This window comes from Streptomyces sp. NPDC046925, assembly GCF_040644915.1.
Taxonomy (GTDB): domain Bacteria; phylum Actinomycetota; class Actinomycetes; order Streptomycetales; family Streptomycetaceae; genus Streptomyces.
In genome coordinates, this window is record NZ_JBEYWZ010000004.1 from 16,246 (window position 1) to 37,423 (window position 21,178).

23 protein-coding genes are annotated in these 21,178 nt (G+C 70.5%); 11 read left to right on the forward strand and 12 right to left on the reverse strand.

The features are described from left to right. Nucleotides 1-6: 6 nt before the first annotated feature. Nucleotides 7-1,014 (reverse strand): MBL fold metallo-hydrolase, encoded by a 1,008-nt coding sequence (locus ABZ906_RS18330; protein WP_361383351.1) that lies wholly within the window; start codon nucleotides 1,012-1,014, stop codon nucleotides 7-9. A 296-nt stretch (nucleotides 1,015-1,310) separates the two neighbouring features. Here ABZ906_RS18330 and ABZ906_RS18335 point away from each other — a divergent pair, with 296 nt between their 5' ends. Beyond that, nucleotides 1,311-2,666: an MFS transporter gene (locus ABZ906_RS18335; RefSeq protein ID WP_361383354.1), complete on the forward strand. Its 1,356-nt coding sequence runs from the start codon at nucleotides 1,311-1,313 to the stop codon at nucleotides 2,664-2,666. Nucleotides 2,667-2,707: 41 nt separating this feature from the next. On the opposite strand, the gene ABZ906_RS18340 is transcribed toward ABZ906_RS18335, so the two are convergent. After that, on the reverse strand, nucleotides 2,708-4,528 hold the full coding sequence (locus tag ABZ906_RS18340; RefSeq protein WP_361383357.1) for a GAF domain-containing protein: 1,821 nt from the start codon (nucleotides 4,526-4,528) through the stop codon (nucleotides 2,708-2,710). Between the two features lie 232 nt (nucleotides 4,529-4,760). On the opposite strand from ABZ906_RS18340, the gene ABZ906_RS18345 reads away from it, so the two are divergent. The 3 genes from ABZ906_RS18345 to ABZ906_RS18355 all read left to right on the forward strand — a co-directional run bounded on the left by ABZ906_RS18345 (nucleotide 4,761) and on the right by ABZ906_RS18355 (nucleotide 8,008). Further along, complete coding sequence (locus tag ABZ906_RS18345; protein WP_361383360.1) at nucleotides 4,761-6,137, forward strand: FAD-linked oxidase C-terminal domain-containing protein; 1,377 nt, start codon at nucleotides 4,761-4,763, stop codon at nucleotides 6,135-6,137. A 146-nt stretch (nucleotides 6,138-6,283) separates the two neighbouring features. Then, entirely contained in the window at nucleotides 6,284-7,303 is a 1,020-nt protein-coding gene (locus ABZ906_RS18350) for a Gfo/Idh/MocA family oxidoreductase (protein ID WP_361383363.1), read from the forward strand. A gap of 123 nt (nucleotides 7,304-7,426) precedes the next feature. Further along, the gene (locus ABZ906_RS18355) at nucleotides 7,427-8,008 is read left to right on the forward strand and encodes a DUF6461 domain-containing protein (protein ID WP_361383366.1); all 582 of its coding nucleotides are present in this window, start codon (nucleotides 7,427-7,429) and stop codon (nucleotides 8,006-8,008) included. A gap of 8 nt (nucleotides 8,009-8,016) precedes the next feature. On the opposite strand, the gene ABZ906_RS18360 is transcribed toward ABZ906_RS18355, so the two are convergent. Continuing rightward, nucleotides 8,017-9,225 (reverse strand): pentapeptide repeat-containing protein, encoded by a 1,209-nt coding sequence (locus ABZ906_RS18360; protein ID WP_361383369.1) that lies wholly within the window; start codon nucleotides 9,223-9,225, stop codon nucleotides 8,017-8,019. A gap of 122 nt (nucleotides 9,226-9,347) precedes the next feature. Further along, nucleotides 9,348-10,328 carry an NADP-dependent oxidoreductase gene (locus ABZ906_RS18365; RefSeq protein WP_361187938.1) on the reverse strand — a complete coding sequence of 327 codons (981 nt, stop codon included), beginning with the start codon at nucleotides 10,326-10,328 and terminating at the stop codon, nucleotides 9,348-9,350. Between the two features lie 78 nt (nucleotides 10,329-10,406). Between ABZ906_RS18365 and ABZ906_RS18370 the strand changes: the two genes are divergently transcribed. Next, on the forward strand, nucleotides 10,407-11,384 hold the full coding sequence (locus ABZ906_RS18370) for a helix-turn-helix domain-containing protein (protein WP_361384814.1): 978 nt from the start codon (nucleotides 10,407-10,409) through the stop codon (nucleotides 11,382-11,384). A gap of 131 nt (nucleotides 11,385-11,515) precedes the next feature. Then, nucleotides 11,516-11,680, forward strand: coding sequence for a hypothetical protein (locus tag ABZ906_RS18375; protein ID WP_361187936.1), 165 nt, complete (start codon nucleotides 11,516-11,518; stop codon nucleotides 11,678-11,680). Nucleotides 11,681-11,811: 131 nt separating this feature from the next. Here the strand turns inward: ABZ906_RS18375 and ABZ906_RS18380 are convergent, their stop codons facing one another. From ABZ906_RS18380 to ABZ906_RS18410, 7 genes are all read right to left on the reverse strand, one after another. After that, complete coding sequence (locus ABZ906_RS18380) at nucleotides 11,812-12,627, reverse strand: alpha/beta hydrolase (protein WP_361383372.1); 816 nt, start codon at nucleotides 12,625-12,627, stop codon at nucleotides 11,812-11,814. 98 nt (nucleotides 12,628-12,725) lie between these two features. Then, complete coding sequence (locus ABZ906_RS18385; RefSeq protein ID WP_361187931.1) at nucleotides 12,726-13,364, reverse strand: disulfide bond formation protein B; 639 nt, start codon at nucleotides 13,362-13,364, stop codon at nucleotides 12,726-12,728. After that, entirely contained in the window at nucleotides 13,364-13,528 is a 165-nt protein-coding gene (locus tag ABZ906_RS18390; protein WP_361383375.1) for a DUF5993 family protein, read from the reverse strand. Before ABZ906_RS18390 ends, ABZ906_RS18385 begins: the two co-directional genes overlap by 1 nt. A 132-nt stretch (nucleotides 13,529-13,660) precedes the next feature. Then, entirely contained in the window at nucleotides 13,661-14,134 is a 474-nt protein-coding gene (locus ABZ906_RS18395) for a MarR family transcriptional regulator (protein WP_361383378.1), read from the reverse strand. 11 nt (nucleotides 14,135-14,145) lie between these two features. Continuing rightward, nucleotides 14,146-14,643, reverse strand: a complete 498-nt coding sequence (locus tag ABZ906_RS18400; RefSeq protein WP_361383381.1) for a MarR family transcriptional regulator — start codon at nucleotides 14,641-14,643, stop codon at nucleotides 14,146-14,148. Between the two features lie 63 nt (nucleotides 14,644-14,706). Next, nucleotides 14,707-15,159, reverse strand: a complete 453-nt coding sequence (locus tag ABZ906_RS18405; RefSeq protein WP_361383384.1) for a hemerythrin domain-containing protein — start codon at nucleotides 15,157-15,159, stop codon at nucleotides 14,707-14,709. Between the two features lie 113 nt (nucleotides 15,160-15,272). Continuing rightward, the gene (locus ABZ906_RS18410; protein WP_361187917.1) at nucleotides 15,273-15,668 is read right to left on the reverse strand and encodes a helix-turn-helix transcriptional regulator; all 396 of its coding nucleotides are present in this window, start codon (nucleotides 15,666-15,668) and stop codon (nucleotides 15,273-15,275) included. Between the two features lie 263 nt (nucleotides 15,669-15,931). Here ABZ906_RS18410 and ABZ906_RS18415 point away from each other — a divergent pair, with 263 nt between their 5' ends. The 3 genes from ABZ906_RS18415 to ABZ906_RS18425 are packed head-to-tail and all read left to right on the forward strand — an operon-like array spanning nucleotide 15,932 to nucleotide 17,769. Beyond that, nucleotides 15,932-16,348, forward strand: coding sequence for a TOBE domain-containing protein (locus ABZ906_RS18415; protein ID WP_361383386.1), 417 nt, complete (start codon nucleotides 15,932-15,934; stop codon nucleotides 16,346-16,348). Between the two features lie 55 nt (nucleotides 16,349-16,403). Next, nucleotides 16,404-16,538, forward strand: a complete 135-nt coding sequence (locus tag ABZ906_RS18420) for a hypothetical protein (protein WP_361383389.1) — start codon at nucleotides 16,404-16,406, stop codon at nucleotides 16,536-16,538. A 52-nt stretch (nucleotides 16,539-16,590) separates the two neighbouring features. Further along, the gene (locus ABZ906_RS18425; RefSeq protein ID WP_361383392.1) at nucleotides 16,591-17,769 is read left to right on the forward strand and encodes a hypothetical protein; all 1,179 of its coding nucleotides are present in this window, start codon (nucleotides 16,591-16,593) and stop codon (nucleotides 17,767-17,769) included. A 34-nt stretch (nucleotides 17,770-17,803) separates the two neighbouring features. On the opposite strand, the gene ABZ906_RS18430 is transcribed toward ABZ906_RS18425, so the two are convergent. Further along, nucleotides 17,804-18,415: a dihydrofolate reductase family protein gene (locus ABZ906_RS18430; RefSeq protein ID WP_361383395.1), complete on the reverse strand. Its 612-nt coding sequence runs from the start codon at nucleotides 18,413-18,415 to the stop codon at nucleotides 17,804-17,806. A 238-nt stretch (nucleotides 18,416-18,653) separates the two neighbouring features. Here ABZ906_RS18430 and ABZ906_RS18435 point away from each other — a divergent pair, with 238 nt between their 5' ends. Together ABZ906_RS18435 and ABZ906_RS18440 are read left to right on the forward strand one after the other, a co-directional pair. Continuing rightward, nucleotides 18,654-19,805, forward strand: a complete 1,152-nt coding sequence (locus ABZ906_RS18435; RefSeq protein WP_361383398.1) for a hypothetical protein — start codon at nucleotides 18,654-18,656, stop codon at nucleotides 19,803-19,805. Nucleotides 19,806-20,040: 235 nt separating this feature from the next. Next, nucleotides 20,041-21,177, forward strand: a complete 1,137-nt coding sequence (locus tag ABZ906_RS18440) for a PQQ-dependent sugar dehydrogenase (RefSeq protein ID WP_361383401.1) — start codon at nucleotides 20,041-20,043, stop codon at nucleotides 21,175-21,177. Nucleotide 21,178 lies beyond the last annotated feature (1 nt).

The window sequence follows — 21,178 nt, forward strand, 5'->3', positions numbered from 1 at the left end:
GCCGCTTCAGCCTGCCCACTTCCCCTCGTGCACGCCCCCTGCCTGCTTTTGCAGGACCCCCGCCCGCACGCACGACGTCATCACCGCGAAGTTGCGTCGCACTTCCTGCTCGCCGATCACGAACGGGCTCGGGCGGGTGCCCCGCTCACGCAGTGCGTCGATGTTGCGGGTGCCCATGACCAGGAACGGATGGGTGCTCAGCACGGAGTCGACGTGCTGCTTCCCTGCCGCCGTACGGAAGGCGGCCAGTGACGCGGCCATCTGCCTGCGTCCTTCGAGCGCGGCGGGCTGGGCCGTGCCGCCCCAGATCCCGGCGACATGCCGACGGCCGTCGAAGTCCCTGACCGTCACGGTGATCGACACCGTGCCCGGTGTGTGCCCCGGCGTGGGCAGCAGACGCATCCGCGTGGAGCCGAAGGAGAGTGTCGTCGGCCCGGAGACCGCGCGGTCGAGCGGCTTCAGCGCCGCCGGCAGACCTGCCTCGCCCGCCGCGCCTGCCACGATCTTCGCGCCGTACGTCTTCTTGAGGTAGGTCGCGCCGCCGTAGTGGTCCTCGTGCTCGTGGGTGAGGACGATGTGCGTGATGTCCTTCGGGTCGAGGCCCGCCGCGGTCAGGCCGGGGACGATGACGTTTCGCGCGTCGGAGTCGTTCCACAGGGCGTCGACGAGGACGATACCCTCGGTCGTCTTGATCGCGTACGCGCTCGTGCCCGGGTAGCCGAGGAACACGACGTTCTCGAAGATGTGCTCGCCGTTGTATCCGGTGTCCCGGTCGGCCAACTGCGCCACCCACTCGGGCGGGTTGCCCGTCGGTGACACCGTTTCGATCTGCCTGCACCACTCGACGCGGGCGTTCTGGAGGAAGGGCGTGGTGCGCGTCGCGCGGGTGGCGTCGTCGAGGGCCCGTCGTACCTCCGCCGTGGGCTCCCGCTCAGCGGAGGCCGCGCTGCCTGCCGCCGTGGTCGTGCCGGGCGGGGCCGCCGCACCGGCCAAGCCTATGACGACGCCCGCCATGACCGCGGCCGCGGTTCTCGATGCGTGACGAGCGCGACGAGTCGTACGTGCCGGACCCCTGGCTCTTCCTGGCCCCATCGCTGCCACTCCTTCGCCGGTCGGGGAAACCGCAGGAACCTGCGGTCGTCCGGACGCTAGTGAGGTGCGTGGGCCCTTTGGCATGGACGGTTTCTCCATCGATGCCCGCCGAGGCGGGAGAACTTCTCCCTGTCCCTGCCGCGGTGGCCTGCCTACGGTGAGCGGGCTCACCTGGCAAAACGGTGGTTCACCCAGCACCGGGACATGAGGAGTCGTCGATGACGGAAGCCGGGACACTGCGCCGCAGCGCACTGCGCAAGGTCGCTCGGAGGTTCATCCCCTTCCTGGGCCTCGTGTACTTCGTCAACTATCTGGACCGCACGAATATCGGCTTCGCCAAGCTGACGATGAGCGCGGACCTCGGGCTCACGGAGACCATGTTCGGACTGGCCTCGGGCCTGTTCTTCATCGGCTACCTGCTGTTCGAGGTGCCCAGCAACCTCGCCCTGCACCGCTTCGGCGCACGACGCTGGATCGCCCGCATCATGGTGACGTGGGGGCTGTGCGCGATGCTCCTCGCCTTCGTGCAGTCCTCCGGGCAGCTGTACGCGGTGCGGGTGCTGCTCGGCATCGCGGAAGCGGGCTTCTTTCCGGGAATCATGCTGTTCTTGACCTGGTGGCTGCCGCGGGCCGAACGGGTGCGGCTGATCGGCGTGTTCCTCGTCGCCATCCCCCTGTCCAGCGCGGTGGGAGCGCCGCTGTCCACCGCGATCATCACGTACCTCGACGGGTTCCTGGGACTCGAGGGCTGGCGGGTGATGTTCCTGCTGGAGGGTGTGCCGGCCGTCGTGCTCGGCGTGATCTGCTGGTTCTACCTCACCGACCGGCCGCAGGACGCCGCCTGGCTCACGCCCGACGAACGCCGTGCCCTCACCGCCGCCCTGGAAGCCGAACGGGCCGAGCTCGCACCCGCGGCGGAAGGCTCGCCCTGGCGCGCCCTGCTCAGCGGCAAGGTGCTCGCCCTGGGCGGCATCTACTTCGGGGTCGTGTACGGCCTCTACGCCCTGTCGTTCTTCGGGCCGACGATGGTCGCCGGATTCTCCGAGCGCTTCGACACCGAGTTCAGCCTGGTACAGACCGGCGCCATCGTGGCCGTCCCCTTCGTGGCCGGAGCGATCGCGATGGTCCTGTGGAGCCGCCACTCGGACCGCACGGGGGAGCGGCGCTGGCACCTGGCGGGACCGGCCGTCGCGGGCGGCCTCACGATCCCTGTCGCCCTGTACGTGGATTCGCCGTACGCGGTCATGCTCCTGGTCACCGTCACGGCCATCGGCATCTTCTGCGCGCTGCCGGTCTTCTGGCACTTCCCGCCCACGGTCCTGACGAGCGCCGGAGCGGCGGCGGGAATCGCGCTGATCAACACCCTCGGCAATGCTTCGGGCTTCCTCGCGCCGTATGTGACGGGGTGGGCCCGCGACGCGACCGGGGACCTCGACACCGGGCTGTGGATCGTCGGCATCGTGATGGTGGCGTCCGGCGTGAGCGCGGCCGTGCTGCGCGAGGGGCCGCGGGCAAAGGGCGGCGATACGGCGGCACTTGCGCCCTCGGCTAGCGAGGGAGCCGTCGGTTCGTGACCGGGCCCCGCAGCTGATGGGGTGAGGCCGCCCGTGCGCTACTAGGTCAGCCGTCCCGCCAAGTCGTGCAGTCGCAGGGCGAGTTGGATGTCCAGGGCCCGATCCGCTCCGCGCCAGCCCTCGCCGAGCAGGTCGTCGGCCCGATTGAGGCGCTGGTAGAGCGTGTTGGCGTGGATGTGCAGGTCCGCGCAGGTGCGGGCGTGGTGCTGCGCGTTGGCCAGGTAGACCGTGACCGTGGCCGCCAGGTCGCCGCCCCGCCCCCGTTCCCGGTCGTGGTCGAGCAGCGGGCCCACGGTCGCGCGGACGAACAGCCGGGCCTCGTCGGTGCCCGCCTGGGTGAACAGGGAACGGTAGGCGCCCAGTTCGGCGGGCTCGGCCACCGCGCCGTGCCGGCCCAGGGCCCGCAGCATCGTCGCCGTCTGGCGTGCCTCCCGGTGCGCCCGGCGGATCTCGCCGACGCCGGGCCCGCACGCGGCCACGCCCACAGGCCCGGAAAGACCGCGCGGCTCCACCAGCGCCCGGAGCGCGGCCAGGTCCAGGCCCGGCACCAGGAACGTGATGTGGTCGCCGAGCTGGGCGCTCCACCCCGACGTCTCCTGGGCCAGCCTGGCGATCTGGTCGGCCGTGTGGTCGGTGTCGCGGGCCTCCACGACAGCGACGGCCGCGATGGAGTCGACGTCCATGCCCGCGCCCAGCGCGCGCCGCCGTACACCGGCCTCGTCGGCCTCCGCGGAGAGCAGCGAGGTCAGCACCTCGCCGCGGGTGCGCAACTGCGTCTCCAGGACCGAGCGTTCCAGCGCGGCCACCAGCGCCACGGTGAGCGCGCCGATCGAAAGCAGCCGTACGTCCTCGTCGCCGAACTCCCGCTCCCCGGTGGCGACCAGTGAGCCGGCATGCCCGCCGCGTACGACGACCGGCAGCGCCACGCCGTGCTGTCCCTCGTGCCGGAAGGGGCGCGGGGCCTGCGGCTCGTCACCCGTCCAGGGCGCCGGGCGCACACACTCCGGCCCGGCGAGCAGAGCGCCGTGCGCGTCCAGGACCGACACGGTGAGACCGGTCGCACCGGTGATGGTCCGCGCTACCTCGCGATAGCCGCCCCCGCCGACCACCACGTCCGTGAGCCGGTCGCGCAGTTCCGCCTCCGTACGGCGCAGGGAGTCGCTGCGGCGCAGCGTCAGATTCGCCTCCCGCAGATCCGCGATGAGCGCGGCATTGCGCAGGGCCACCGCCGCGTGGGCCGCCAGGGCGGCGAGCAGCTCCACCTCGCGGTCGGTGAACCTGCGCGGGCTGCGGTCGGCGGCCAGGAGCACCCCGACCGGCTCGTCGTCGACGATCATCGGGACGCCCAGGATCCCGCCGAGCTGCTCGGCCGCCGCGGCCCGGTCGACGGCACCGGTGCGGGTGAGGGCCGGGTCCTCGCGGTAGCAGGTGGTGGACCTCGGCGCGCCGCTGAGCAGGACGAGCCCGCCGAGGCCCTCGCCCGGTTCGAGTTCGATGCCCCGCAGCGTCGAGCCCATCGAGCCGTCGACGGTCTCGATCCGCAGCCGCCGGTCGTCGTGGAGCACCATGATGTAGGCGAGGTCGACCGAGAGCAGCCGCCGCGCGTGCGCGGCCACTTCCCGCAGTACTCCACTGGACGCGGTCAGCGCCCCCAGACGACGGGCCAGATCGTTGAGCGCCGCCAGTTCGGCGGACTCCCGCTGCTGCCGTGTCATGCGCCGCAGGATCTCGCGGGCGTGCGCGGCGGAGTCCTCGACCTCCTCGGCGGGCCGGCCCTCGGCGACGAGCGCGAGGCGCAGCGCGTCGATCTCGTCGGGCGACGGAGCTTCGGACAGCAGCCGCAGCCAGCGGTTCTCGGTCATGTGCACCCCCTCATCATGCAGCGGATCCCGGGAGCCTACGGTGGAGAGTCTCTCCGTGGCGGGAGCAGGAGGGTGGAGATTGTCTCCGTACGGATCGCCACGCCGCCGTGTTTCGATCGACATCAGCAGCACCGCCCGCGCCGGCCCGGCAGTACTGCGCAAAGGAGACGGATACAGGTATGCATGCCACCGGAATGCCCGCCTCGGGGCGAACCCACCGAGAGGACACACGATGAGCGCCACGGTCGTTCGAGAGATCCTCGAACACATTCCCGCCGACCGGGTGCTCACCGATCCGGACAGCGTCGAGGCCTTCCGCAGTGACCAGGCGGCATGGGCGCCCAGCGGTCGCCCGGCGGCCGTCGTCCGCGCGACGTCCACCCAAGACGTCGCCGACACGGTCCGCGCCTGTATCCGTCACCGCACCCCCGTCGTCGCCCGCGGCGCGGGCACCGGCCTGTCCGGGGGCGCCAACTCCGGTGAGGGGCACGTGGTCGTGGCGCTGGAGGCCATGGACCGGATCGTCGACGTGAACCCCCTGGAGCGGTTCGCGGTCGTCCAGCCCGGCGTGATCAACGACCATCTGCGGGAGCGGGCCGCCGAGCACGGGCTCTGGTACCCGCCCGACCCCGCGAGCTCCCCGTGGTCGACCATCGGCGGCAACGTGGCCACCAACGCCGGCGGGGTCTGCTGCGTCAAGTACGGCGTCACCGGCGACTACGTCCTCGCCCTGGAGATGGTCAACGGCCTCGGCGAGATCGTGCGGCTTGGCCGGCGTACGGCCAAGGGCGTCGCCGGGCTCGACCTGACGGGGCTCGTCGTCGGCTCGGAAGGAACCCTCGGCATCGTCACCGAGGTGACCGTCCGCCTGAGGCCGCTGCCCCCGCCCGCGCTCACGGTCGCAGGCCACTTCGGCTCCGTCGTCGACGCGGGAGCCGCCGTACGCGCCGTCGCCGCGGCGGGACTCACCCCCTCGGCACTGGAACTGATCGACCGGCACTGCCTGCGTGCCGTGGACGCGTGGAAGAACATGGGCCTCTCGCTCGACGCCGACGTGGTGCTCCTCGGCCGGATCGACGAGCCGGGCGAGACCGGCGCCGCGCAGGCCGAGCGCATGGTCGAGTGCTTCCGCGGGGCCGGTGCCTCCTGGGCCGAGCGGTCCACCGACGAACACGAGGCCGACGCCCTGTTCGCGGCCCGCAGGCTCGCCTACCCCGCCCTCGAACGCCTGGGCCCGGTCCTGACCGAGGACGTCTGCGTGCCCAAGGAGCACATTCCCGAGATGCTGGGCCGCATCGAGAAGACCGCCAACCGGCACGACATCCTCATCGCCAACATCGCGCACGTCGGTGACGGCAACCTGCACCCCCTGCTGATCACGCAGCCCGGCGACGACGCCGCACGCACCCGCGCCCAGGCGGCCTTCGACGAGATCATCGCCGACGCCATCGCCCTGGGCGGCACGGTCACCGGCGAACACGGGGTGGGCCTGCTCAAGCGCCCGGGGCTCGCCGCGGAGATCACGCCGGAGGTCATGGCCATGCAGCGGGCCGTGAAGCAGGCGCTCGATCCGCACGGCGTGCTGAACCCCGGAAAGGTGCTGTCCTGAACCCGGCTCCGAACGACGCGACCCGCACCCCTGGGGACTCTGCGGATTTGGCTCCTGACGTGTTGACGGTGCGCCGGTAAGAGGGTTGCCTCTCGCGGAGGATGAGGTGCGGGAAGGTCCCGCACCAGAAGGGAAGACATCACCTCATGTCATCTCAGCGAGGACTCGGCGTGGCCGTCATCGGCACCGGGAAGATGGGCGCGGACCACGTACGCCGGCTCCATGAGGTCGTCAGCGGAGCGCGGGTGACGGCTGTCGTCGACATCGAGGCGGACCGGGCGAAGTCCCTCGCCGACGGGATCGACGGGTGCACGGCCTACACCGAAGCGGCGGCCGCGCTGGCGGCGCAGGACGTGGACGCCGTCCTCATCGCCTCTCCCGGCCCGGCCCACGAGTCGGCCCTGATCGAAGCCCTCGGCCGCGATCTGCCGGTGCTGTGCGAGAAGCCGATGACCCCGGACACGGCCTCCGCGCTGCGGATCCTGGAGGCGGAGCAGCGGCTGGGACGCCGACGCGTCCAGGTGGGCTTCATGCGGCGTTACGACGTCGAGTACGCGAAGCTCAAAAGGCTCCTCGACGGCGGCGAGTTGGGCAGGGCGCTGATGCTGCACCAGCGGCACCGCAACCTGGACATGCCGCCGGGGTTCACCGACGAGATGCTCATCAGCAGCTCGGTCTCGCACGAGGTGGATGCGACCCGCTGGCTGCTCGGCCAGGAGATCACGGCGGTCACCGTGCACAAGCCGACACCCACTTCGCACGCCCCGGCCGGCATGAACGACCCCCAGTTCATCCTCTTCGAGACGGCGTCGGGCGCCCTCGTCGACGTCGAGATCTTCGGCCACTGCGGCTACGGCTACCAGGTACAGGCCGAGGCGGTCTGCGAACTGGGCACCGTACGCATCGGAGACGAACCAGGTCCCCGCGTCAGCGCCGCCGGCCGCTGGGGAGGCCACGTCCCGCCGGACTACATCGAACGTTTCGAGGACGCCTACGACCGCGAGGTACAGGCCTGGGTGGACGCCACCCGCAGAGGCGAAATCACCGGCCCGAGCACCTGGGACGGCTATGCGGCATCGGCGGTGTGCGAGGCGGGCGTGAGGTCGCAGCGGGAAGGGGGTCGCGTCGCGGTCGAGATGGTGGGGCGGCCCCGGTTCTACCAGTAGCGGGACCTGGTTCCGCGGGCCGGAAGGCGGCAGGCATGACAGGTGGTCATGTGCGCCACCTGCCCGTTGAGTTCAGCCATCTGGACCCCCTGGCCGCAGATCCCGACGAGAAGGCTCCCCACCATGGACTTGGACGAGATGTTCGGCGAAGGCTGGTGCGTAACCCTCGCCCCCTACCCGCTCACCGAAACACTCCAGCGCATGGGCGTCGCCGACCCCGTCCCCTGCCCGGGCGACCTGGACCACACCGCGGAATTCCGCCGGGGCGACGGCGCCTTCGTCTTCGGCCGCGACATGCCCGGCGACTGGGCCCTCACCATCGAATTCGACAGCTGGAACGGCTGCGAACACGATGTCCTGCGTGCTCTCACCGTGGACGGCCGCACCGCCATCAGCGCCTACCGCGACCCCGACACGAGGACGGCCACCATCGCCCACGACGGCGCCGTCCTGGGCTGCCTCGACCTGTCCGGCGGCTACTTCGAGGGCCCCTCTGGCAACGTGGACACCGCCCACCCCGTGGTCAGGTTGCTCACGGCGGCCGGTTTCGACTCCTCCGATGCCTGCGAACCCACCGGCGAAGCCGCCACCGAAGAACTTGACGGCTGCCTCGTCCTCGCCGTGCGCGTCCTGACCGGCATCACCCTCACCGCAGCCGACTTCGCACCTCCCTGGAGCGGCGGCCTCTCCCGAGCCACTTATTGATCAGCTTCTCAGCGGTTGGGGGTGTCGATGTCAGCCCTCCATTTCGCTTCCTCCACGCACTTCTTGATGTGGTCTTTGATGCGGCGGTCCGCCTTGAGTTCTTTGGGGAGTTTCGTGTTGTCGTAGAGCCGTGAGTGGAGAAGCTGCTCGACCGACAGCCCCTCTGCCCTGCTGAGGTCCGCGTTCCTGAGATCCGCCCTCACGAGGTGCGCCAGTCCGAGATTGGCGCCCCGGAAGTCAGCGGCGCTGAGGACCGAGTCCGTAAGGTCCAGAGCCGTGAGGTTCGCTCTCATGAGAAGCGCCCCCGAGAAGTTGGACTCCCTGAGGTGGGCGGCTCGCAGATCCGCTCCTCTGAGGTCCGTCTTCTTGAGCTGGGCGCCGGTGAGGTCCACCATGCCCAGACGCATCTCCCTGAGGTTCGCTCCTCCCAGATTCACCCCTCTGAGCTTCACCTCCCTGAGATTCACGCCTCGCAGGTCTACCTCCATGAGGTGTGCCTCCCCGAAGTCCGCTCCCGTGAGGCGTGCCCCCGCCAGGACCGTTCCTCGCAAGTCGGCTCTTCTGAGGTCCGCGCCTCGGAGGTCGGCCCCCGTGAGGTCCACGTGTTGGAGGTTGGCGTGTTCCAGATCGGTGTTCCGCCAGTCAATGCGTCTGAGGTCGGCGATCGGCGTTCCATAGGGGTCCGGGCGGCGGCCGAGGACGGTCAGAGCGGCCAGGACGTCAATGGCCAGGACGGCCGGCTCGTCGTCTTCGCTCTCCGGTCCGGCGTCCGGCGCGGGTGTCTTCGCGTCCTGGTCCGACGCAGGGGTACGGATGAACGCTGCAAGGACTTCGACGATGGTTGCCTGGTCCTTTTCGCTGTCCTTCATGATGCGTTCGAGGCTGTAGATGCCTCCGAGGCGTTCGTGGAGGTTCTCGGAGCCGAGGAGTTTGATGCCTTCCACGTAGCGGCCGGTGACTTGTTCTTCCCGGCTGAGTTCGTGGTTCTTGTGGGTGTACCAAAGGCCCAGGCCACCGATGGCGCCGGCGGCGATGGCGAGCAGGGCGGTGCGGAGCCCGGTGATGATGATGCCGGCCGAGGAGACGAGGTTGCCGTTCTTGTCGCGGATGTGGTGGCCTTCGAGGAACCAGGGCCCCCAGATCAACCCGGCGACGAAGAGGGCGCCGCCCACCGCTCCTGCTGCCCAGGCCGCTCTCCGCTTGGTCTCCGGACTCATGGCTGCATGATGTCCCGGCTGCGAGGTGCCGGATACGGGGAACGGCTCTCTTCGTGACCGGAGTTGAGGCGGCGCGGGCAACAGAAGGGTGGTCTTCGGCCAGGGGCCCTGTCGAGGGCCGGCTACGGGCGGATCTCGAGGACCAGCTTGCCCGTGACGCGGCCCGTTTCGCCCTCCGCGTGGGCCTTGGCCGCGTCGGCGAGCGGGTACGTGTCCGAGACGTGGACCCGCAGCTTGCCCGACTCGACGAGCGCCGCGATCGCCGCCATGCCCGCCTGGTCGTGCTCCACCAGCATGTCCGTGGCCCGTACTCCCAACTCGTCGGCACGCGCGGCTACTTCGCCGAAGTTGCCCGGCAGGATCGACACCAGGATGCCGCCCGGCTTCAGCACCTCCAGGGAACGCAGCCGGTCGTCGCCGCCCAGCGGGTCGAGGACCACGTCGATGTCGCGGGCCTCCTTGACGAAGTCGGCGCTGCGGTAGTCGATGACCTCGTTCGCGCCCAGGCCGCGCACGAAGTCGTGCTTGGCGGCGGAGGCCGTGCCGATGACGTACGCGCCGCGCGCCTTGGCGATCTGCACCGCGACATGGCCCACTCCGCCCGCCGCCGCGTGCACCAGCACCCGCTGTCCCGCCTCCACCCGGGCGTTGTCGACCAGCGCCTGCCAGGCGGTCAGCGCGACCAGCGGCAGCGCGCCCGCCTCGACGTGGCTCAGCCCGGCGGGCCTGGGCACGAAGGCGCGGGTGGGGCCGGTCACGTACTCGGCGTGCGAGCCGGCGCCGTAGGGGTAGGGCAGCATGCCGAACACCTCGTCGCCCGGCTCGAACAGCGATACGCCGATGCCGACCGCCTCGACGACGCCCGACACGTCCCACCCGAGCGTGAAGGGCGGCTGTCCCAGGAAGGCGCCGAACCTGCGGTGCTTCCAGTCGGTCGGGTTGATGCCCGCCGCGTGCACGGCGACGAGGATCTGGCCGACGCCGGGCTTGGGGCGTGCGACCTCGACCTCCTTGAGTACGTCGGGGTCACCCAGGACGTCCTGGGTGATCGCCTTCATGGTGGGCTCTGCGTCTGCGGTCTGGGGTGTGGCGTTCGTGGTCATGGACTCAGCCTGCGGCAACGGCCTGACCTCGGCAATGGCAAGATTGCCATTAAGCGATAGGATCGTGCCATGGCTTCGATGGACTTCCTCCCCGACCGCCCGCACCGGGTGGTCGTCCTCGCGCTCGACGGCGTCTACCCCTTCGAGCTGGGCATCCCGAACCGGGTCTTCACGATGGTTCCCGGCGCGTACGAGGTGGTGACCTGCGCGGTGACGGAGGATCGCACGGTGGCCACCAACGCCGACTTCACCGTCACCGTCGGGCACGGCCCCGAGGCCCTGGACAGCGCGGACACGGTGATCGTGCCGCCCTACGACATGCAGCGCATCACCGCCGAACTGCCGGAGCCGGTGCGCGACGCCCTCGCCCGGATCAGGCCCGGCACGCGGATCGTGTCCATCTGCACGGGTGCTTTCACGCTCGCCGCGGCCGGTCTGCTCGACGGGCGGCCCGCGACGACGCACTGGGCCCTGGCGGATCATTTCCGGCGGATGTTCCCCCACCTCGACCTGGATCCCGATGTGCTCTTCGTCGACGACGGCGACGTGCTCACCTCGGCGGGCGCCGCGTCCGGGGTCGACGTATGCCTGCACGTCGTGCGCTCCGATCACGGCAGCGCGGTCGCCAACCGGGTCGCCCGGCACTGCGTCGTCCCGCCGTGGCGGGAGGGCGGCCAGGCCCAGTACATCGAGCAGCCCGTCCCGGACGAGGGTGTCACCGGCACCGCCGCCACCCGGGCCTGGGCCCTGGAGCACCTCGACCGGCCGCTCGCCCTGCGGGAGTTGGCCGCGCATGCCCGGATGAGCCCGCGCACCTTCGCGCGCCGCTTCCAGGAGGAGACGGGCACGAGCCCCGGCCGGTGGCTGATCCAGCAGCGCGTGCACCGGGCCCGGCATCTCCTGGAGGCGAGTGACCTGCCGGTGGACCGGATCGCGGCGGAGGTCGGCTTCGCCACCGGGACATCACTGCGCCAGCACCTGCACGCGGCCATCGGGGTGTCGCCGCAGATGTACCGCAAGACGTTCCAGGCGGGTGCCGCGATCAGCGGTGCTTAGGCGTGCCGAGGCGGTCTCGTCGCCGCATCGCGGCACGCAGAGTTACATGCATCGGCCAGCTATCCGGGACGGGGTTGCACTGGATTCGTTACTGCACGCAAAGGTGCGTGCACTGAAAGTAAGGAAGCACCATGGGTAACCGTCAGTCCCCGCAGGACAAGGCCCGCGCCCGCCGCGAGCAGGAGCGCAGCAAGCAGCAGCCCCGTCGGCAGGACGAGCAGAACGAGGTCGACAGGGTCGAGGAGAGCCGGCGCCCCGAGCCCGGCCGGAAGCCCGGCGGCGACATGGACTTCTAGGCTGACGGCCTGACCGCGGCGCCTCACCCGACTCCTTGCGGGGCGGTGGGGCGCCGCAGTCGTACCCCACCCGAACAGCCGGGGGAGTCTGCCCCTCGCCGAGGGGCCGGTAAATGATCCACCGGCCGACTTCACTTCGACGGCTGCACCTGCCGTGCACCGGCAAGGTGGCGACGGAACCACCCGACGAGACCGGCCTCCACCTCGCGGGCCACAGGCAGTTGCGGCGCGGGCTCGATGCCGGGTTCTTCGGCGAGCGGATGCGCGAGGCCGGGGATCGACAGCAGTTCGGATCGCTTGCCGAGCGCCTCGACCAGGTCCGACGCGTCGGCACGCAGCCCCGGATGATCCAGCTCGCCGCTCACGACCAGCAGCGGAGCGCGAGCGGCGATGGCATCCGCCCTGGCGACGAAATCCAGACCGTCCACGGCCTGTTCGGATGCCGGGTCGTACGGATAGTCGCCCGGGAACAAGTCGACGACGGACCGCATCCGGATGGCGGCGTTGACCACCGCACCGGCGAACACGGGAATGCCGGTATCGGCGAGGACCCGCAGCGCGACTGCCCCGCCCAGCGAACCGCCCAGGACGCCGATCGGGCCTTCGTCGAGGGGCAGTTGGGCACGGAGCGACGCCAGCGCGGCCGGGAACTCCTCCGTCGCCTGCCGCACGAACGGCTCCAGATAGGACATCAGGACGTCCTCGCGGACCAGCTCCAGACCGGCGTCCATGCTGCCGTCGACCATCCGCGCCCCGCACATCGGCATCCCGAGGTGCACCCGCCATACGGGCAGGCCGTTCATCGGAAGCGCGGCGGCGAACGCGGCGTCCGACCTCGGCGCGTCCAGCATGTGCCAGGTGACCAGCAGCGGCGCGGGCCCGCCGCCGCTCGGCGGCAGCGCGGTGAACGGCACACCGGCGGCTGTGCCCGTGATCGCTGAATCCATGCGGCCACGCTAGGGCTGCGGCCGCCGGCCGGAGGGCTGTATCTGCTACCAGCGAAGCCGGTTGTCGCCGGTGAAGCCGGTGGGCCCGGGGGAGGGGATCAGTTCAGGATGCCGACGTCGTAGAAGAAGCGGTAGCGGTCGGGGTCGTCGGGCAGGAACCAGTGGAAGCCCTCCAGGAGGAAGACCGCGACCAGGTTCACCGCGATCACCAGGGCGAGGAAGCCGAGCACGACCGGGCCCGCCGCCCAGTACACGCCCGATGTCGGCAGCGTGGTGTCGGCCGTGGAGTGGGCGAAGGCCAGCACGATGCCGATCGCCACCACCGAGGCCATGAACAGGATCCAGGCCCATACATACAGGTGCAGGCCGAGCACCGGCGCCCCGTAGCCCTTGTCGCCCGGCAGGATGTGCAGCATCGTCTGCCGCCAGGACGCGAAGGCCCCGCACATCACCGCGACCAGAGCGAGCCCCCAGCCCATCATGTAGTCGCGGCCCGTGATCGTGCCGGTCATGCCACGGCGCACGATGTACGCGGCGCCCAGCGCGGCGAGCAGCATGAACATGCGTTGCACCATGCACAACGGGCAGGGATAGTCCCAGGAGAGGAACTGCACGCCGAGCCCGCCGCAGACCACGCCGGTCCAGCCGACGGCGAAGAAGCAGGCGAACCAGTACTGGACCTTGCCCAGGACGTGCAGACGCTCGGTGCCCGGCAGCGGGGCCCTCAGGGCGCTCATCAGTAGCTCAGCCCCAGCCCCAGGCCGCTGGTGATGTGATGGGCGAGGAGGATGATCGTCAGGACCAGCACGATCCACCAGCCGCCGAGCAGCGCGGCACGTGAGCGCTGGCGGTGCAGCGCGTACAAGGTGGCCAGGAGGCCGCCGAAGATGAGGGTGTCCATGGGCGCGGAAGGTATCCGGGCCGATGACCTCACCGCGGCAGGGCGGCCGGGACGCGCCACCGGTCCACGAAAAGAGACCAACCCGGGCCCCGTGCGGCCCGATGTGCCGGAGCCCCCGGGCCGGTCAGGCGGTCAGGCGGTCAGTGCCGCGAGTTCCGCGTCGGCGCGCTCGGTGACCAGGGCGAGGACACGGCCGGCGGCGGCCAGGTCCTCGGCGGGGATCCCGCCCCAGATGCGCGCGGAGACGGGGCCGACCTCCGCACCGATGGCGGCGAACAGCTCGCGGCCGGCCTCGGTGGGGCGAAGGTGCGCACCGTCGGCGACGAGCAGCTCCTTGGCCAGCAACGCGTCGAGCGTGGCGCGGATGTCGGACGGGTCGGCCTTGAGGGACCCCAGGATCTGAGCGAGGAGATCTTCCGGTGTGAGCGGGGTGTCGGAGGTGAGGGCGGCGCGCAGCGTGACCTGCTCCTGGAACGTGACGCCGTGCCGGGCCAGGACGTGCTCCAGGACGCCGCGGGCGGCGTAGTGGGCCAGGGCCAGGTCGCGGGCGTTGGCGGCGGGCGCGGCAGCGGTCGATGTGGCGCTGGTTGATGCGGTGGTGGTCATGGTGAGGTCCCCTAGGTTCTCTCGTCGTTCGGTACGGATGGAGTCATCGGTACGGATGGAGCCAGAGGTGTGTCGAGCAGGGCCGTCAGCTCGTCGGTGAACGCGCGCGTGCGCGGGGTGTCGAGGCCGCCGAGGGGTTCCAGGAGCTGCTGCAGCAGTTCCTGGACGACCTCGATGGCCTGCCGCGTGATGGCCTCGCCCTGCTCGGTGAGCGCGAGTTGCACGGCGCGCGGGTCCCGCGGATCGCGGGTGCGCTCGATCAGGCCGCTCGACTCCAGGGCGCGCGCCAGCTTCGAGACATACAGCGCCTCCAGGCCGGTGTGGTCGGCGAGTTGGCGCTGACTTGGCCGTTCGCCGGTGCGCCGCATGCCGTACAGCGACGCGACCAGCGAGTACTGCGCGTGCGTGAGACCCAGGGGGGTCAGCGCGCGATCGACCGCGACGCGCCACTTGTTGGCGAGCCGCCATACCAGGAAGCCGGGCGTGGGGCCCGAAGAAGCCTTGCTCATGACGGATAGAGTACATGGCTACTATATCCATGGCTACTAAATACCGGAGCCCGGACCGCATGCTCAGGACGGGTGTGCCTCGCGCCAGGCCGCCATCGACAGATTCCACTCCTCGCCGTCGAGTGCCGTCAGCGAGGCGGGAAACAGGCCGTCCTCCTCCTTGGCGATGTGCCGGTGCAGTTCCTCGACGGCTTCCACGAGGGTGCGCACATCGGCGGGATCGGCCAGGTCCAGGGCGGGCAACAGGGCCGCGAGCTCCCGGTGTTCGAGCTCCAGGCTCGCGATGTAATCCTCGTACTCGGGATCCTTGCGCATCACATGGAACAGGCCGTTCTCCTCGCCGCGCCAATGCGATTCCAGCTCGCGGGCCATGACGTCCACGAGCGCCCGGGCGCGCTCCGTGTCACCGCGCTCCAGGGCGCGCACCGCATCGCCCGCGGCGTCGGTGACCCGCTCGTGCTCGGCGATGAACTCCTTGATCAGAGGGATCTCTCGGCAACCGCAGTAGTGGCACATGCAGTGTTTCTAGGCGAGGCCCGAGGACTTGGGCAGCACGCCACGCACGCGGGCGGCCGGTGTCACCCTCCGCTCGCGTGCGCACGTCTGCTCGGTTGTTCGTGGCCGGTGCGTCAGGTCCGATCGATGTGCACGTTGGTCGACTTCACGCGGGCGGTGGCCTCCATGCCGACCTCCAGGCCCAACTCCTCGACGGCCTCCCTGGTCAGCAGTGAGACCAGCCGGTGCGGACCGGCCTGGATCTCCACCTGGGCCGCGACGTCGCCGAGCTTGACGGCGGTCACGATGCCCGGAAAGGCGTTGCGGACCGAGGTGTAGGAGGCGTCTTCGTCCTCACTGCCGCTCTTGGCGAGCTCGACCGAGAAGGCGGCCAGATCCCGCCCGTCGACAAGTCGGCGTCCGCCCTCGTCACGATGGGTGTTCACTCGCCCGGCATCGGCCCACCGTCGCGCGGTATCCGGACTCACGCCCAGCAGACGAGCCGCCTGCCCGATTGTGTAACGCTGCATGCGCGCAAGGCTAGGCGGTGCGGCCGGTGCGCGCCTTGCCGGGGCGCCCGGAGAGCGATGTTCCCGAACGGCTCGCGGCCTTCGGCGGCTTGCTTTCGGGGACATCGGATCTGCCAGGCGCACCGGGCCGATGGGGTGGCGGATGCCACGCCTTCCATTGCGGGCCCGTTTCGGGGCATTAACGTGTGAATCGCCACAGGCCCGCAGCCTGACGGAGCATCACCGGCACAGCAGCACCGAACTCACCAGTGAGGCGTTTCTTCATGAGTCTGAGCATCCGCAACCAGATCGCCGGAACCGTCACCTCTGTCACCCCCGGCGAGGTGATGGCAACCGTCAAGGTCCGTCTCGACGGCGGTCAGTACGTCACCGCCGCGATCACCCTGGAGGCCGTCAAGGAGCTCGGTCTCGCCGAGGGGTCCGCGGTCAGGGCCCTCGTGAAGTCCACCGAGGTCTCCCTGGCGACGGGACCGGTCGACGGCCTGTCCATCCGCAACCAGATCCCCGGCACCATCACCGACGTCGCCACCGGCGGTGCCATGGCTGCCGTGAAGGTCTCCGTCCGGGGCGGCGAACTGACCGCCGCCATCACCAAGGACGCCGTCGCCGACCTGCGGCTGGCCTCTGGCTCCTCCGTCGTCGCCCTGATCAAGTCGACCGAGATCTCCCTCGCCGTCTGAGCTGTCGGAGCCCCCTGAGCCATCAGGGCCATCAGAGCCGCCCGAGCCTGTCCGAGTGGGCTGCGAACCGGAGAACCGGGTCCTGTTCTTCATCGACGTGGTGGTCGGGGTCCTGCTCCACCGGATGGGCATGACCGGCGAGCCGATGGCCGCCGCCGACCGACCCGATAAGCTGCCCGCTCGCCGATGAGCAACAAGGGGGAGCGATCATCCGCAGGGCTACGGGAATCAGGCACAGGGGAGTGGCGGCCGCCGCCGTGCTGGCCACCGCGTTCACGGCTGCGGGATGCGGCACGGAGTCCGGGGACTCCGCCGCCGAGGACGACCGGCCCAAGAGCTCCGCGACCGCCCTGACGTGGGAGTTCGAGCACATCGCGGACTTCAGCGGAGAGCTCACCGATGTCGCCGTGCTCGCCGGGGACGACATCTGGGCGGTCGGCACCGAGAACAACGGCAAGTCCACCGCCCGCCTGCTGCACTACGACGGTACGGAGTGGAAGCGCGAGCCCCTTCCCGAAGCCCTGGGGCCCACCGCCTACCCGCCCAAGCTCGAAGAGATCGGCGACGACGAGCTGTGGCTGCGGCCGCAGGGTTCGCAGGACCCCGCCGCCGTGAACCGCTGGGCCACGTGGGACGGCACCCGCTGGTCCGCCGTGCCGAACCCCCCGCCGGGCAATCCGGGGGACTTCGAGGCGGCGAGCGCGGACGACGTCTGGGCCCTCACCGGCGAGATGACCGCCCAGCACTGGGACGGCACCCGCTGGACCGCTACCCGGCTGCCGTACGAACCCGCCGACCTCGCCGTGGTGGGACCGGACGACGTCTGGGCGGTCGGCAGCCGCTCGACCGGGCCGGGCACCGAGATGAAGGGCGGCGGCGAGACGTACGGCCAGCCCGCATCGATGCACTGGGACGGCAGGTCCTGGAAGGCGGTGGACACACCGCAGGCCCGCTTCGAGGAGCCGCTGCCGCCCGAGCCCGACGCCGGCCTCGGCCAGGTCTTCGCGCTCGATGACGGTGAGGTGCGCGCCTACGGCACCAATTCCTTCAACCACGGCGAGGTCGAGCCCGAACCCGACGACGAGTTCCTCCGGCTGCGCTGGGACGGCTCGAAGTGGGCCGAGCAGAAGGAGGCGCCCGGCGGCTGCGCGCTGCGGACCCCGGTGGGCCAGGACGACAAGGGGCTGTTCCTCGACGGCAACTGGTACCTGACCGACGACGGCAAGTGCGTGAAGATCAAACGCCACCGCCTGCCCGTGTCGACCGGCGCCCGCAAGGCATCGAACCAGTCGCTGTGGCTGGAGGAGATCCACCGGGTGCCCGGCACCGACCAGTGGCTCGGCGCCGGGCACGTCCAGGTCAACCAGTCCGGTGACCCCTTCGGCGCCCCCGTCGTCGTACGCCTGAAGCGGGGCGGCTGATCCCCGGGCCGGTCCTGCCGGCCGGTCGGCTCGCCTACGCGCCGCCTCCGTACGTCCCGTACCGCGGAAGCCCCGTCGATTCGTAGACGTGGATCGCCAGGCCGCCCGGCGTCGTCTCGTTGCTCAGGAGCCGCAGCCCGGCGGGCGCGCCGCCGTCCGGGAGCAGGCGGCGGCCCTCGCCCACGATCACGGGGGCGATCGCGAGCCGCAGCTCGTCGATCAGGCCCGCGGCCAGCAGGGACTGAGCCAGCTTGCCGCTGCCGTGGATCTGCAGCTCGCGCCCTGGCTGCTCCTTCAGCTCGGCGATCTGCGCGGGGATGTCGCGGGACAGGATCGTGGTCGGGTCCCAGTCGGCCGTGGCCAGGCTGCGGGAGGCCACATATTTCGGCAGGCCGTTCATGGCGCGGGCAAACGGGTGATCGGTCATCTTCGGCCAGTCCCGCGCGAAATTCAGATACGTACGACGGCCGAACAGAAGAGCGTCCGCCTGGCCGAGCCAGGTGCCGGCGAGCCGCTCGAAAGCCTCGTCCAAGTGCGGCACGAACCAGCCGCCCCGCTCGAAGCCGTCACTGGTGTCCTCGTCCGGCGCCCCCGGCCCCTGGTAGACGCCGTCCAGCGACAGAAACTGCTGCAGTACCAACCTCATCGCGTACCACCTTCCTGACGGGGGACGTGGGTGTCCCTGCCCCCTTCAGACATCGTGGCGCACGAAGACTCATCGGTCCGGGCGCCCCCGTTTGCCCTGTGATGACTGGATCGAAGGAGCTTGGTATCTCTACGTACCGTCCGTCCGGCAGCGTCGTTGAACGAGGGCGGGGTACTCCTCCCTTTGCCAGGTCCACGGTCCATACTGGTCGGGCCCCGACCACTCACAGAACGACTCCATGTCAAAGAAAAACACCTCAACGACCACCGTCCCCGACACCGCGTGGCTGGGGCGCGGGCGCCACCTCGGGCCCGAGCCCGAGCAAGATGTCCGGCGCAACCTGATCGCCCTCAAGGCGGCCGGGGTGCTCGACGACTTCCTGGACCTCAACCCCCTCGAGGCGGCCCGCTCCACCGTCCTGCACCCGCGGGACGAGTCCGCCGACCCCGGCCCGTCGGCCCGCCGCCTCTTCGAGGCGCGCTGGCGCGTGGCCGACGACGTCACGGTGCGCGCACAGCTGACCCTGTACGACGCCGGAGCCCGTCGTAAGGAAGGCGAAGGCGTCACCTGGGTGCTCGCCGCCGAGGCGGAGCAGGTGTGGGACGCGCGCTGGCCCTCGCCCGCCCTGATGTTCTGGCCCGACAGCGACCGGGTTCCCTGGGACCACGACACGGCGGCCGACGTCCGGCTGCGCACGGTGAACTACTTGCCCAAGGACGACGACGAGCTGCGCCACCTGCTGCGGGACTGCACCCGGCAGAGCTGGTTCATCCATGTCGTGGTGCACGAGGCGATGACGCCGGACGTGAAGGGGTTGCAGCCGGTCACGGCGTTTCTGCCGCCGGGCCTGCGGCACCGGGTGATCGAGCACCGGGCCACGCCGGAGCAGGCGCAGATCGCCGATTTCGCGATGAAGCGTGAGCTGAGCGTGCGAATGCCGCGCGGCGGCGCCGTCGTGCTGCCCCCGGCGCCGCAGCCTTCGGGCTATGACGCGGAACGTTTCACCGTGCGCAGTGTCTTCCTCGACGGCTCGGAGCCGACCGAACTCCTCGACAGGATTAAGGAGTTCGCGGTGCTGCCCCGGCCGCTGCAGGCCGAGGCCGAGCGGGCCCTGACGCAGTTGCGCCAGGGCTGGCACCTGCTCACCGCGGACGAGGAGCTGACCCACGCGCAGGGCATGGTCACCAAGTACGCGGAGGCGCTGGAGGCCATGACCAAGTCCCGCGACCTGTACCAGCAGGCGGCCGAGGCGGCGCAGGCCGCGCTGGCCGAGGTGAGCGGCGGCGACGGCGTGCCCCGGTCGCAGTCGGCGGGGGCGGCCAAGGCGGACGGCTCGCCGCTGAGCGCCTTCACGAAGGCGTTCGGCCGCTTCCGGGACCCGAACAAGTAGAGGACGGGCGGCGGCGGAGATCTCCGCCGCCGTCGCCGTGACGCTCTAGGCGGCAGCGTTTCGGACAGAAGGGTGTCTTGGTCTATACCAGCCACCCCTGTCCCCGTATCCTCATCCGTGGCCAGTAGCACACCATCCCCCCACCCAGGTTGCGTGCTGGCGCGGGCCGCACCCCTTTACCTCTGCCCCCAGCAGCCGGGTGACCTCCCCCTTCGCCGCCTCCAGGAGGATCACGGTGAACGTTCGCACCAGAAGCTCGGCGATCATCGGCACCCTGTGCCTCGTCGCCTCCCTCGCCCTGACCACCGCGTCCGCCGACGAGTCCGCCGCCTCGCGCAAGGCCCCGAAGGTCGCGCTCACGAAAGTGACGACGGCCGCGCACCCCTCCGCCGGCGCCGCGGGCCCCGGCGGCACGGTTTGGATAGCCGAACGCGCAGGCACCGTAAGGGTGTTGAACAGTCAGGGGCTCAGCGAGCCCGTCCTCGACATATCCAAGGAGACCACCACCGACGGTGAACGCGGCCTCCTGGGCATCGCGTTCGACAAGAAGTTCGCGCACTTCTACATCTCGTTCACGAACCTCGAAGGCACCAGCACCATCGACGAGTTCGCCGTGAGCAAGGGCAAGATCCGTCCGGAGACCCGGCGTACGGTCCTCACCCAGACGCAGCCCTACGCGAACCACAACGGCGGCGACATCAAGTTCGGCCCCGACGGCTACCTCTACATCGCCCTCGGCGACGGCGGCTCGGGCGGCGACCCGCACGGCAACGGGCAGAACCTCGACACGCTGCTCGGAAAGCTCCTGCGGATCGACCCGCGCGGCGCCAAGCCGTACGCGATCCCGTCGGACAACCCCTTCGTGGGCGACCCGAAGGCGAAGGACGAGATCTGGGCCTACGGACTGCGCAACCCGTGGCGGTTCTCCTTCGACGCGGGCACCGGCGACCTGTTCATCGGTGATGTCGGCCAGAGCGCCTGGGAGGAGATCGACCGGGCCCCGGCCAGCAGCAAGGGCGGCGAGAACTACGGCTGGTCCCAGATGGAGGGCAACCATCCCTTCCGGGACGGCACCGAGCCCGCGAACCACGTCCCTCCGGTGTACGAGTACGACCGCACCGGGCTTGGCTGCTCGGTGACCGGCGGATACGTCTACCGGGGCAAGGCGATCCCGGACCTCAGGGGCCAGTACGTCTTCAGCGACTACTGCGACGGCACCATCCGCGCCCTGCAGATGAAGGACGGCAAGGTGACCGGCGCCGGCGACCTCGGAGTCAACGGCGGCGAGGTCATCTCGTTCGTGCAGGGCGGCAAGGGTGAGCTGTACGTGCTCGACATCGGCGGCAGTGTCTACCGCATCGACCCGGCGTGAC